At 58.5% G+C, this 13850-nt stretch carries 9 protein-coding genes; 8 read left to right on the top strand and 1 reads right to left on the bottom strand.

Features of this window, described 5'->3' with window-relative positions:
* From M1D99_RS00880 to M1D99_RS00850, 7 genes are all read left to right on the top strand, one after another.
* Window positions 1-2178 (top strand): lipase family protein, encoded by a 2178-nt coding sequence (locus M1D99_RS00880; RefSeq protein ID WP_458131280.1) that lies wholly within the window; start codon window positions 1-3, stop codon window positions 2176-2178.
* 637 nt (window positions 2179-2815) lie between these two features.
* Window positions 2816-3175, top strand: coding sequence for a DUF6124 family protein (locus tag M1D99_RS00875; protein ID WP_434576655.1), 360 nt, complete (start codon window positions 2816-2818; stop codon window positions 3173-3175).
* 355 nt (window positions 3176-3530) lie between these two features.
* On the top strand, window positions 3531-4085 hold the full coding sequence (locus M1D99_RS00870) for a hypothetical protein (RefSeq protein WP_458131279.1): 555 nt from the start codon (window positions 3531-3533) through the stop codon (window positions 4083-4085).
* Between the two features lie 27 nt (window positions 4086-4112).
* Entirely contained in the window at window positions 4113-4325 is a 213-nt protein-coding gene (locus M1D99_RS00865) for a hypothetical protein (protein ID WP_458131278.1), read from the top strand.
* A gap of 309 nt (window positions 4326-4634) precedes the next feature.
* On the top strand, window positions 4635-5666 hold the full coding sequence (locus M1D99_RS00860; protein ID WP_458131277.1) for a histone deacetylase family protein: 1032 nt from the start codon (window positions 4635-4637) through the stop codon (window positions 5664-5666).
* Between the two features lie 11 nt (window positions 5667-5677).
* A complete protein-coding gene (locus M1D99_RS00855; RefSeq protein WP_458131276.1) occupies window positions 5678-6778 on the top strand; it encodes a polyamine ABC transporter substrate-binding protein in 1101 nt (366 codons plus the stop codon).
* A gap of 118 nt (window positions 6779-6896) precedes the next feature.
* Window positions 6897-11522 (top strand): dermonecrotic toxin domain-containing protein, encoded by a 4626-nt coding sequence (locus tag M1D99_RS00850; RefSeq protein ID WP_458131275.1) that lies wholly within the window; start codon window positions 6897-6899, stop codon window positions 11520-11522.
* Window positions 11523-11563: 41 nt separating this feature from the next.
* Here M1D99_RS00850 and pdxR read toward each other — a convergent pair whose 3' ends face one another.
* Entirely contained in the window at window positions 11564-13108 is a 1545-nt protein-coding gene (gene pdxR, locus M1D99_RS00845) for a MocR-like pyridoxine biosynthesis transcription factor PdxR (protein WP_458131274.1), read from the bottom strand.
* 100 nt (window positions 13109-13208) lie between these two features.
* Here pdxR and M1D99_RS00840 point away from each other — a divergent pair, with 100 nt between their 5' ends.
* Entirely contained in the window at window positions 13209-13850 is a 642-nt protein-coding gene (locus tag M1D99_RS00840) for an FMN-binding negative transcriptional regulator (protein WP_458131273.1), read from the top strand.

Genomic DNA, 13850 nt, shown 5'->3' with positions numbered 1-13850 from the left:
ATGACGTCATTGCAAAAAGAACTGGAGTCACGGCTGAGCCATCGCAATCTGACCTGCCCTGTGGGAGGTAAGTGGAGCAGTTTTCAGCTCGTCGATGAGCTTGGCTCTGGTGAGTCTTATGCAGGGCTGGCTTATGTCGCTACCGACTCAGAAGGACAAAAATACCCTGGCAACCTAGATGTCATGGGTGTCGGCAAGATCGCCAACCACCATGCAGGACCGATTGCCTTGCATTTTGATCAGAAGTATCAAGGGGTTGAAGAGGTCTACTCATTTCTACAGACAAGACCGCACTACCCTCTCCAAATCACCGAACTACAAGTCCGCGCCGAGCAAACCCGCTACCTGAACCCAAACGCCACACGCACCCGGGAAAATCCCGCACAAGCCTGTGCAGACGATTACTTCCAAGTGGAAGTACGGCACTTGGTCAAGCATGTCGCGCACTTGCCCCCCGAGGTGTACCGCCATTACCCAGCCCCTTCGGGGCCGGCACGCCTGATGGGTGAACATGGCAAGCTCGGCGTAGCGCTGATGCCGCAAAAACACACGGTGTTGGAAGTTCGCCCGTTGCGCGCCTTGCGCCCCATGCTGTCCATCGCCCCTGAATTCTGCGCGCTCAACTTGTATCAACTGGCGCTCATGTCGACCTTGACCTACTGCCCCTTCGGGCAAACACCTGACAAGGCTCCGATAACAACGCCGCTGAGCTTCACCAAGCAACCAAGCGTGGGCAATTGGTTCGCGGATGCATTGGCCAAGTGCGAAGAACTCGGGGAGTTCTATCCGGAACAGACAAAGCCCTATCACCCGCTTTATGAAGACGTGCCCTACTCCAAACGCCTGGAGATCGTGCCGTTCGACCCAGCCCTCTACGCGGTCAACGATCCGGAATTGGGTGCACATCAGGAACATCCCGCCAAAGTCCATTTTCTCGATGACACCGACAAGCAAGAAAGCACCGACACCCAGGCCTACATCACCCACAACGACGAACTGATCCTGATAGCAGTACGTGGCACCCAGCAAACCGCCGACTTCCTGCGCGACGCCGATGCGCTCCAAGTGCCGTTTGAAGAAGGTGTCGGCCAGGTGCATCAAGGGTTCTATGGTGCCGCCAAGAAAACTGCGGCCTTCGTGACGAGCTATCTGGACAGGTTCTACGCCGGCCAAAAACTGCTGATATGCGGCCACAGCCTGGGCGGCGCGGTGGCGTTACTCCTTTCAGAAATGCTGCGGCGCAGACCAGAAGGCTACACCCTCCAGCTTTACACCTACGGCGCCCCTCGCGCCGCCGACGCCACCTTCACAAAAAACGCCGAAGCCCTGGTGCATTACCGAATGGTCAACCACAACGACCCGATACCCAGCGTCCCCGGCAGTTGGATGAATACCAAGAGCGATGTTTATGGCACAGGGTTGGCCCTTGCATTCGTCAACGTACCGGTCGGCCTTTCCGTGTTCGTCGCGGGCATCACTAACCTGACGGGCGAGCGCTACGAGCACCACGGCATTTTGCGGCACTTCCTGCCGGTGGAGTTCGATCGCAAGGAGCGGTCTTCAATCCTGTGGATGCCCCAGTGCGACACCATCACCCAACACGCCGCCTGCGAGGTGGCCCTCAAGCATAAACATGGCTTGCCGAACCGCCCGGCATTGCTGGCCCAACTCATCCAGACCGGTGATCACTTCATGGTCCCCAGCTACATTCCCGCTTGCTGGGCGACCCTGCGGCGCTGGCAGGAAGCGCAAATCCGCGGAAGCACACTGGCGACAAAACGCGAATATGAATGGATCGACAATGCACTGACGCGGATTACCCAACAGCTGCGGGATGAAGAGCGTTACCTGGCGGGAAGGCGCGCGCCCAATGGGCGTAGCGAAAGCGCCGTCAACATTGCGCTCATCCGCGAGGTCGACAAGATGCACAACACCCGTGCGCGCCTGGCGACGCTGCGCACCGCGTCGGTCAGTGAAAAAGATGTCTACGGGAGTTTGTCGGAACAACCTGAGCAATTGGCACAAAACCTGGCTCGCTGGCAGGCGCATCCGGAGAACAGGGTGGCGGAGCAGTTGGCGATGGCGCCGGCCATGAATGACGACGGGGAATTGATCCGTGGTGGTCACGGGTATGCCATTGGCGAACCGTATACGCTGGATCTCGATTTCATCATCTGATCGGTATGGCGGCCAATACGACGGCTGCGCCGCCGAGCGGGAGCAAGCTCCCTCGCCACAGGCCGTGCGTGCCTTCAGATCGGGTGTGCATGTGCTGGCGCCATCGCGAGCAGGCTCGCTCCCACAGGGGATTGGCGGTGGGTGCCCATTTTGTGGCGAGGGGATTCAGTGAAACGTCGCACCGCACCGCTGGGCTGCGCAGCGGCCCCAAAAAAGCGGGCACATTCTTACAGAAAAACCGCTGCGCCGCCGAGCAAGGGCAAGCTCCATCGCCCCGATTCCTGGGCATTACCGAGGCTTGTTTATTCTCCCGCCGCAACGCTTCCGCCCAGCTACGCATCCTTGCGCCATTGCCTACAACTACGCCAGAATCCGCCCGCTTGTGCGCCTTGCCCATGGGTTCTATCGTTTCCCTGCCACTGCCCATCAGTGGTCGGGTTTAGTAGCCCGGGGTTGTGTCAGTAGGATGCATGAGCTCTCCGTCCAAGCAGGTTCCTACCTGTCCTTGATGGTGGCTGTGCGCAGGGCGCTTCGGCGCGCCGGCAATGCTGATCTCCCCGGTCTACTAACCTGCGTACAGCCGCCACCCTTCTTTTAGTAGGGAAGAGGTTGCGGCTTAACCATGGAGTATCAGCACATGTTCAAGCCAACACCGAATCCCCCCGAAGCAGATCGCAGCTCTACGTCCACCAAATCCAAAACGAAAAAACAAGACGAAGCAGAAAGGCGCGCCTTGGATTATTACCTGCAACCGAAACCGGAAAAGTCTGAAGATGCATCCAAACCGGACCAGCTCTTCACCGTGTCAAAAAACGCCGACAACGAATGCCTGCTCGCCAACCTCAGCGAAAACCTGGCATCCGCCGACGCGATGATCAGCAACCTGGCCTTTGACCTGGAAGGCCACCGCCGCCACATTGCCCTCGGCATCCAGCAACTGATCGAGATGAGTTCATTGCTGGCCAGCCGTGCGCTGGATAACGTCGACCCTCGCTAGCCGCAGCACCACCAACCCGTGTCGAGGGAGCTTGCTCCCGCTCGGCGGCGCAGCGACCGCAAGATTTTAGGGCCGCTTCACGCCCAGCGGGAGCAAGACTCCCTCGCCACGGGTTGTAAGGCGCGTCTGACGGGTTGCTCAGCCCTTCCGCCAAGCCACGCAGCCTTGCGCCTTTGCCTACAACTACACCGGAACCCGCCGACTTGTGGGCCATACACTCAACCCCTATCGTCTCCTCGTCGCTGACATCAGCGAACGGCTTGGCGGCCAATCCCTTCAGTAATTGCTGAACCACTTTAAGCATCACATTCTTCTAGAGGGGGGTGCGAAAAAAGTTGATATCAAGGATTTGGAAGTGGGGAAAGTTATACGGCGCAAATATGAGGAATGGCGGGCTTATGCCTGTGCGGCCCGCACAGCTTCCAACGAGCTATTGACGTTGCTAGCACAAGAACCAGCAGATCCTGAACGAGCGTCTGGTGTTGATTTTGCACTGGTGCGCTTCGGCAACATCGATGCTGATGCGCTCGAACAATTTAATCTATGGGGATCAGACCATGGTTTCCCCTGGCATGACTCTCCAGAGGTCATCAAAAGCGATGCCCGACATCTTGACCTTGCGCTGTGGTACGGGAATCTACTGTGCGGTCTATGCTTCGCCACACCTAGCGGCAAACGCACCGTTGTACGGATCAAGCTACTGGAAGGCCATCCCAAGCGGGAGAGTGGTTCACACCCGTTGAAGAGAAGAGTCATCCAGCTTTGCGTGCTTGCCGTTACTCAGTACTGCAAGATCATTGGTGCGGAACTCATTGAAATAGATAGCCCGTTACCCGGCGCAGTCCCTATATACCTCGAAAATGAATTTCAGATGGTAAACGGTGCCCTTGTGTTGACTCTTGATGAGTAATAGCATCATTTCAGAGGTGATCGAAAAATGAGCAAATTGAAAGCAACCCAACGCGGGAAGGCCGGCAAACATAAAGGGCAGGACAACTTTGACTGCTTGTACGTACGCGGCTTGCGCAAAGCTCGTGTCACAAACTCAATGGACTTGCGGATACTCGACCGCATCCGTCGTGAGTCCTCCGATGAGCCTGATGGTGCACTCGCAGGCTCGCGCTTGGTCAAGCTATCTGCCAGCGCGTAACCCCCACAAAGTAAGCATTAGGCGGTCCATCGGCCGCTTTTTTATTTAGCAACTGGCAACAAAAAACGAAGCTGGCTTTCAAGCTGGAAGGCTCGCTTCAGCACTTCTTCGCTACCCCATCATTATATGGCCTCAGATAGCCTTGGTCCCCAACGCCCCGAACCAGCGCACACCCGCGCCAACAAGGGGCGATTTACGGTCAAACCTTTTGGCCATTTCGATCCCCTTTTGGCCTCTCCTGCCGTTCTCCAAAACCCCTCCCGCCGCAAGACTGTGTCCAAACCGACCAGCCATGCGGAGAACAACAAAATGCTGACGATCTACTCAGACGATCACCACCTGCACCACGGCCGCTGCGAGTTGATGGACGGGCAGTTGATGCCTTGCTTCGAGATGCCGTCCCGGGCCGATCATGTGTTGGAGCGGGTCAAGACGCAGGGGCTGGGGCCGGTGGAGGCGCCGCAGGATTTTGGCTTGGGGCCGATCCAGCGCATCCACAGCGCGGCGTACCTGGAGTTTTTCAAAGGCGCCTGGGACCGCTGGGCCATGTACAACCGCGACGGCGATTTGTTGCCCTTCACCTGGCCGGCGCGGACCTTTCGCACGGTCATCCCCACCAGCCTGCACGGCCAACTGGGTTATTACAGTTTCGACGCGGGCGCGCCGATCACCGCCGGCACTTGGCAGGCGGCCTACAGCGCCGCGCAAGTGGCCCTCACCGCCCAGGCGGACATCCAGCGTGGGGCGCGCAGTGCCTTTGCCTTGTGCCGTCCACCGGGGCACCACGCCGCTGGCGACTTGATGGGGGGTTATTGCTACCTCAACAACGCCGCCATTGCCGCCCAGGCCTTTCTCGATCAGGGCCACAAGAAGGTCGCGATCCTGGATGTGGATTACCACCACGGCAACGGCACCCAATCGATTTTCTATGAGCGCAGCGACGTGTTGTTCGCGTCGATCCACGGCCATCCGGAGGCGGAGTTTCCGTTTTTCCTGGGTTATGCCGATGAGCTCGGCGAGGGCGACGGTGAGGGTTTCAATTTCAACTACCCTTTGCCAGCCGGCTCCGGCTGGGACACCTGGAGCGCGGCGCTGGAGCAGGCCTGTGGGCAAATCCGGGGCTACGACGCCGATGTCATCGTCGTGTCCCTGGGCGTGGACACGTTCAAGGACGACCCGATCTCGCAATTCAAGCTCGACAGCCCGGACTACCTGGCGATGGGCAAGCGCATCGCGGCGCTCGGCAAGCCGACGCTGTTCGTGATGGAAGGCGGCTACGCGGTGGCAGAAATCGGCATCAATGCCGTGAACGTTCTTGAAGGTTTCCAAAGCGCCCCATGAGGAATAACAGCATGAACAGACTCAAGCGTTTAATGGCTCCAGCCGTGTGCGCCGCGCTGCTTTGCGGCGCTGTCCAGGCCGAGGAGCGCACCTTGCGCGTCTACAACTGGTTCGACTACATCACGCCCAAGGCCCTGGAGGACTTCAAGGCGCAGAACAGCCAGGTCAAGCTGGTCTATGACATCTTCGACACCAACGAGGCCCTGGAGGCCAAGCTGCTGACGGGCAACTCAGGCTATGACGTGGTGGTGCCGTCCAACGTGTTCCTGGCCAAGCAGATCGAAGCCGGGGTGTTCCAGCCCCTGGACCGCAGCAAGCTGCTGAACTGGAACCACCTCGACCCCAAGCTGATGAAGCTGATCGAGGCCAACGACCCGGGCAACAAGTTCGCCGTGCCCTACATGTACGGCACCATCCTGATCGGCTTCAACCCGGACAAGATCAAGGCCGCCCTCGGCGATAACGCGCCGGTGGACAGTTGGGACCTGATCTTCAAGGAAGAGAACATCAGCAAGCTCAAGCAGTGCGGCGTGGCGCTGCTCGATTCGCCGTCGGAGATCCTGCCCCTGGCCTTGCAGCACCTGGGCCTGGACCCCAACAGCAAGCAGCCGGCGGACTACGCCAAGGCCGAGGCGCTGATGATGAAGGTGCGCCCGTACATCACTTATTTCCACTCGTCCAAGTACATGGCCGACATCGCCAACGGTGATATCTGCGTGGCGGTGGGTTATTCCGGCAGCTTCTCCCAGGCGGCCAACCGGGCCAAGGAAGCCAAGAACGGTGTGACGGTGGACATGCGCTTGCCCAAGGAAGGCGCGCCGATCTGGTTCGACATGCTCGCGATCCCCAAAGGCGCGAAAAACCCGGACGACGCCTACACCTTCATCAACTATTTGCTGCAACCGCAGGTGATTGCGCCGGTGAGTGATTTTGTCGGTTATCCAAACCCGAACAAGGACGCCACCGAGAAAGTCGACCCGGCGATCCGCGGCAATCCCAACCTCTATCCGACGGAAGCGGCGATGGCCACGCTGTATACGCTGCAGCCGTTGCCCAGGGACGCCGAGCGGGCCCGGACGCGGGCTTGGACACGAATAAAGTCCGGTCAATAAGCGAAAAATGGCTGCCTATACATAATTACCACCTGCGCCGTCCCGTGCCTCCCTAGCATGAAAAACCCGAAGCGTTCGGCTTCGGGTTTTTCATATCTTGAGATAAGGGACTACTCAAATGACACTCGATGCTACCGACACAGACCCTATATCCGACGCAAGCATCAGGGGGGCGTTGCTCAACCAGTTACTTGCAGGCCCCAGCTATCCGGACGTTGCCGCTGAACTCCTGCGGCGCGCGCTCAAAGACCTCTACCCTTCTCTGGACCTGGACCCCTACGCAACTGTTCTCGGCACACCGGACTGGGACATCATTGACGGTGAAATCGTGGCGCTCCCCACCATTTACCAATCGCTCAGTGATTTGCTCGCCGAGCGAGCGGACTCAAACGAGCCGACGTTGTTGATTGATGGGCTGCACTTTCTGACTCAGCTCCCCATCACCGTCCCGGAGGCGTATTTGCCGGTACGCATCGACCAGATTGGACGCCTGATCAACGAGTTGGTGCCCGCCATGCCGGCGGCCAGCCAGGAAAAACAACTGGCTTACTGGAACACTCCATTCGGCAAGTACGCTGCGCGCTGGCAGGAAATGTCCGACACGCTGCGCAAAATCTGGAACGTCAAGCAGGTGAAGGGCTGGACGGAGACTGAATGCGACATGGCCAGGCAGCTGTTTCTCCACCCCGTCCCCGCAGACCGCAAGGATAAGTATGACAGCCACGCCTACCTGGTTGACGTCGAAGCCGTCGAGGACGGACGAACGATCCGCGTGAACGAAAATTCGTTAGTCGTGCTGGTCGGCCTGATCGACAACAAGGAGGTTGTTCTTACGCATTCATTGCTCAATGGCTACGAGAGGTTCGACTCACGCGATGCATTTGAACGGTCGCTTCCGAGCCATCTGGGTGATCTGGACGGGATGAAAATAAGGTGGCAGTTTTATGAGCCCAGCGGCAACGTTTTTGACAGCAAGGCCTGCGGGCTTATCGCCATGCAGGTCCGGATCCTCGGCCTCAGCCACGCGGAGTTGAATCGGGCCTTAGCAGGAATCGAACCATCCGCTTTCGGATTGACGACCGGGCCCGGAGAGTCCTGGTTCAAACATCAAATACCCGAGTGGCTGAAGCAAGCATCCGAAGCCGACCAGACACTGTTTGCCCAGTACATGAAGGATCTGTCGGCGCTGAGCAGTTCCCATGCCGGCAAGACCTACCTGGACGATATTCCGGCCATTAAAGAGTACGCGTCGAATGCCCTGAAAGCCCAAATGCGATCCGATCAGGGCACCCTTTCGACGCCAGCCCCGGAAAACATCGAGGTAGAAATAGAAAGCCCCGTTGTCTGGGGAACCTTCGTCGTCCCGTTCCAGTCGGACACGACCTCGTTCAACCTCGTTGAACTGGCCTTGCAAAACTTGATCGCACTGCCATCTGGCAATAGAACCGTGAGCGCTCGTGACGGGACCGAGTTACCCGAGTGGGTCACCGTGGATTATCTTGAAAACCTCATCACTCAGGTCGATATCGGCCGCGTCTATCCGCAGTTGGTCAAAACCAAACTGCTTGACGATCCGGCGGAGTCGAGCCGTCGGGAAAAGTTGTACACCGAACAGCTACGCGTACAGCTGCCGTTGCTGGCGCTGGAAGCCAAACTGCGGGGCCAAGGCAACATAGATGACCGCGGTTGTCGTTATGTCGCGGCGCTGATGGAAACGTTGGAAGCGAACCGCAAGGTTGAAGGCCAAGCCATTGTCCTGCGCAAATTGGCGTTCGTGCCCGAGCTTCAGCTGGGTCTTTCCGAGGACATCGTTGCCAATATGTTCGTGATCGGCCCGCAGACGTCGAGCGCCGGTCCTTGCCTGCTCTACCGCCCGATGCTCGAACCGCAGCTGTGGCAGTTCCCATCGTTCAGCAACCTGTTATACGCCATCAAACAAACCGATTCCTTGCGCCAATCGGTGCTGGCGTGGCTGCCCGACGGTGTACGGGATACCTACGGCAGATATGTTTTTCCGGGAACCTTGCCCTCGCCTTGGGCCGTCGTGGATTTCGTGGCGGCTCCCATCACGTCAGTAACCAACGCTGGCCCTGTCACGCTCAGTGACGAATCCCTGGGAAGCGACTTCATGCCGCTATTGTTCAAGGCCAATGCCGACGCCTTGGTCACACTCGCCGACCGTCAGTCTGTCTCTGACAGCGAGAGCCGCTGGGCGTCTTTCAAACAAGCGGGTTGGCTGATTTTAAATCTGGCGCTGCCCTATCTCGGCACCACCGCGAACACAGCGGTCTGGCTCTGGCAAATAATGAATGACCTTGAACAATTGACGCAAAACGATGGAATAGCCGAGGACCAGGTCAAGGGCCAGGCCAAGTGGGAGATCTTCGTCGATTTACTGCTCAACGTGGCATTGGGTGTCGTCAATGCTGCAATCGATCGTCGCAAGTCAAACAACCGCGGTCGTCCAACAGAAGCTCCGGAAACCGCCGCAGTGAAGCCATTGCCGGAACCGGAAATCGGTGTGCCCGAGCTCAAACCCAAGCCCGTGATCGAGGCACTCGCGCCGCTTGCCCAACAAGAGCTGTCGCAAGATCACTACGACATCATCCATACCAGTGGCGTCTTGATGGGTAAAGCCAGGAAGGACATCAGCCTGCTCGATAGTTTCAGCATCGAGGCCCCCGACGACCCAGGACTGCCAGAGAGCGAAGGCGCGCTCAAGGGCCTCTACCAGAAGGATGGGCACTGGTACGCGAAGATGTCGGACAAATGGTTCGAGGTCACGGTCCAGACAGAGCAAGTCAACATTGCAGACAAAACACGCACCGGACCTGCGCTGATCAGGGATGAACGAGGTCAATGGCGAATCGATAGCCGATTACGCCTAAGCGGCGTCGGGTCAAAAGGTGTCATGCAACAAGTCGTCCTCAGCGCACAGCGCCGGAACGTCCAGTTGCTGGCTGAACTCACTACATTTGAAAAACAGAAACTGAGCAACGAGCGCTTGCTGACCGCAGATGCCCAAGCCTTTAAGCAAGCCTCCAGCGCAACCAGAGCGATTTTCCGTGACGTCTACTCGAGGACCTTGGCAGAGCAACGGCACTACTATGATGAAGCCCTGAAGAGATTGATGGAATGGCCGGTCTTTCAATCAAGGCCCGATTTCCCCCGAATAGGCGTTGCCTATCTGGACGCGCAAATCCACTTCACCTTTGCGGAAATGGCCGTGTTGCAAGAGCGCTTTGCCCCTGCCATGAATCAAGCGCTGAGCATGGCCCAGTCTCGGGACGTAGTACTGGAGCAACAGCACATCGACGCAGCCAACAACATGATTGCTCTCGGCGACGACATGATCGAGCGTCTGGACTATATGGAGACACGCTTTTCCGAGCTCAAGCGACTGGGACGTGGAGGCGTTGAGATCATCCGGGACCATCGCGCAACGATGCCTCTCTACGTGAGCGACGATTTACGGTTCCTTCAACTGGATATGTATCGCCATCTCTGCCTGACCCTTGAAAGCGTCGCCACGATGCCCGAAGGCTGGCGCGAAATAAACCAACTGATCGACACGGCAATAGTGGCCGCCCAAACCCTGCATGATGCGATCGATGAGCGCAGCGAGATCCGGCTGGATGAGCAAATCGATGCGCTCGGCGGCCTGACGGAACAGTTCACCGCCATCGACGAACACCTCGACTACATCGACAGCGAATACAAAGGCAGCACCGACCTGCAACATCTCAGTCGCCTGCGACAGCGAATAGGTGATCTCAAAAAACAAGCGTTGCTTTATTTGGCCAAAACCCTTGATAAGCGAAGCGATGGACAACGATCGGGCGCTCTTTATAAACCACGCCCCGGACCTCGGAAAAAAATGATCAGGGCCCGCTTCTGGGGCCTCGTCAGCGGTGAGCCTCGCTTATCCGGCTCGTACGAAGAGACGGGTTGGGTCGATGTGAAGAATCCATTCACGAGTGAAATCATCGCCACGTTCCGCCGTAAGGAAACAGGTGAATGGGCCCAGCATATACCGTCCGACACACCATTGGCGGTCCCGGCCCTTAAGACGAGCATTCAAAAAGGCCAAGCGCTGATCGACGGACTACCGGCCTTCAAGGCGCAAATCGAGAAAGACTTGCAACAGCCAGAACGCACCCCTGCTGGCGTCGCAATGATCCTGAGCGCGCATGCGCGCCGGCTGGAAACAGTCGGGGTAGCAATCAAAAAGGCCCTTGATCAAGTACAAAGTGTGGTCACGAATGAAACGGTTGAACCGTCAGCGGAAAATCAACGCTTGGCGGAGTCCTTGCGCTTGCAACTCAAAAAAGAATCGACGGCGCTGTGGAGCCAGGAGTACGACACCGTACTGGGCCTTATCAAACAGAGCCCACCGACCATGAGTGGTTTGATCTGGTTGAAGGAGCGAAAACTGATTCACATCACCAAACGGATCGCGCGAAAACGTATCAAAAAACCGCAAAAACATTACTTGGACAGATATGAAATCAAAGACTGGAAAACCGGTAAGGCGCTCTGGTTCGCTGACTTCCACTACTCCACGTTTTGGGGCCCCGACCGTAGGTTTGTTTCGGCACGCCTGAAGACGCTGGAGCAGGTCAAATCGGAGGTCGCCGATGTCTCTACGGATGGACTGAGCCAACGTCAGTTGATCGAGCACTACCGCAGCGAAATTGCCTATGATCAGGCCATACAGGTGTTTTTTCCAGAGAGCAAATCATAGGTAATAACCCGGCCTGCGATTGATGTCCCGGTTACGTGCCGTCAGATTTTCCAGGCCTTTATCAAGCTCGCCAGCGCGGTGCCGATCGCCCCTGGCGGGACTGCCGCAAAGCCCAGCACCAGACCGGCGCGGACTTCTGCAGGCGTAGTAGGTAACCAATAGCCACTCAGGCCATTGATTTCCACACCTGCGCTTGCCGCCTGGGCGATCAGTTCAGCTTCACGCTCGATGCTATCCACGGGAACCGTGGCATGCAGCCCGGCCACGACCGTGGGCATGGCGCCGACGCCCGGTACAGCCTTCGGCCAACCTGCCAGCAGCGCATCCCGCCGCGCCAAGGCGGCGCGGCGCATGCGCCGGATATGTCGTTGGAAATGCCCGGCGGCCATGAACTCCGCCATCACGGCCTGGGTGCTGACTTCGGAGTGACGCACATCCACGGCGCGCCGCCGCGCGAAGGCGTCGACCAAGCCTGGCGGCAGCACCAGATAGCCCAGGCGCAGGGCCGGGAACGCCACTTTGCCGAACGTGCCGACGTAAAGCACCCGACCCTGGCGATCAAGTGAAGCCAAGGGCGCCAGGGGCGCGCCGCTGTAGCGGTACTCACCATCGTAGTCGTCCTCGACGACCCAGCCATCGTTGCGTTCGGCCCAGGCCAACAATTCCAATCGCCGTGGCAGGCTCATGACCACCCCGGTCGGATACTGGTGGGACGGCGTCACGTAGGCCAGCCGACAGTGGCTCAACGTACCCAGCGCCGCGCAATCCAACCCGCCGCCATCGACCGGCACACCCCTGACATCGGCACCGGCCACGGCGAACGCATGCCCGGCGGCGCGATAGCCAGGGTTTTCCACCGCCACGACGTCGCCCGGGTCCACCAGCAGCTGTGCACAAAGGCTGATGCCCTGCTGGGCGCCACTGGTGATCACAATTTGTTCAGCCGTGCAGTGCAGCCCCCGGGAGCTGCGCAAATAAGCGGCGATCAGCCCGCGCAAGCGTGCGTCCCCTTGGGAATCGCCATAACACAACTGTTGCAGATCCGGCTTTCGCCAGAACGCCGCATTCAGCTTGGCCCAGACATCGAAAGGGAACAGATCGAAAGCCGGTACACCGACCCTGAACGCTCGCGGCGGACCACTGGGCGGCTGAGGCAAATGGTGTTCTTCGACGCGGTTCAACGCACCGCTGTGGATAACTTTACTGGATGGAGCCACAGGTAAATCCAGCCAATCTGTGGATAAGGTTGTGGGTAAGCTTGTTGAAAACCCTGTGGATACTTTTGTGGATATATTTTTCAGTGGCAGCGTCGGCGAGGACAGTTTCGCCACGTAAGTACCGTCGCCAACGCGCCCTTCGATGAAACCCTCGGCGTAAAGCTGGTCGTAGGCCCGCACCACGCTGTTGCGCGAGATCGACAAGGCCGCCGCCAGGTCACGGCTGGCCGGCAGGCGCGTGCCACTGGCCAGGCGTCCGTCCAGCACCCGGGCCCGCAACGCCTGATAAAGCTGGCGACTGAGGCCTTGGCGGCGGTCCAGTTCGATGCCAGCGGGGTTGAACGAGAGTGGCGGTGCGGTGTAGTGCATGACAGTCCTCATTAATGGACCTATCGAATTGATCGGAAGTGGCTCTTACAACAGACCAATAGCCTGCCTAGGATGCTCGCATTCGCCAAGGAAAATCATCATGTACAACCCTAAAACCTTTGCCGTCGAAGACCTGCCCCAGTTGCACCAACTAATCGGCGATTGTCGCCTGGCAGTATTGGTTACCCAGGGCGAACACGGTTTGCAGGCCAGCCATTTGCCGCTGTTGCTGGATACGCAACAAGGGCCGAACGGCAGCCTGTACGGGCACATGGCCCGGGCCAATCCACAATGGCGCGATTTAGAAGCCGGGGCCGAAGCCCTGGTGATATTCGCTGGTGCCGAAGCCTACGTCAGCCCTGGGTTGTACCCGAGCAAGGCCGAACACGGCAAAGTCGTGCCGACCTGGAACTACGTGGCCGTACACGCCTATGGCAGCGCTGAGGTATTCAGCGACGCGCATCGCTTGCGCAACCTGGTAGGCGCCCTCACCGACCGCCACGAAAGCGGCCGCGAGCAGTCGTGGAAAATCGATGACGCACCAACCGAGTACATCGACAGTATGCTCAAGGCCATCGTCGGCTTCGCCCTGCCCATCCTGCGCCTGGAAGGCAAGCGCAAGCTCAGTCAGAACCGCAGCCCCGCGGATGCCGCCGGGGTACGCAACGGCCTCGCCGCCAGCCCCGATCCGCAGGATCGCGCCCTCGCTCACCTGATGCCTGAACAACTGCCCAAGGAGTGA

This window comes from Pseudomonas sp. R3-41 (assembly GCF_054161485.1).
The sequence above is the reverse complement of the archived record's forward strand: the minus strand, read 5'-3'. Positions and strand labels throughout refer to the sequence as shown.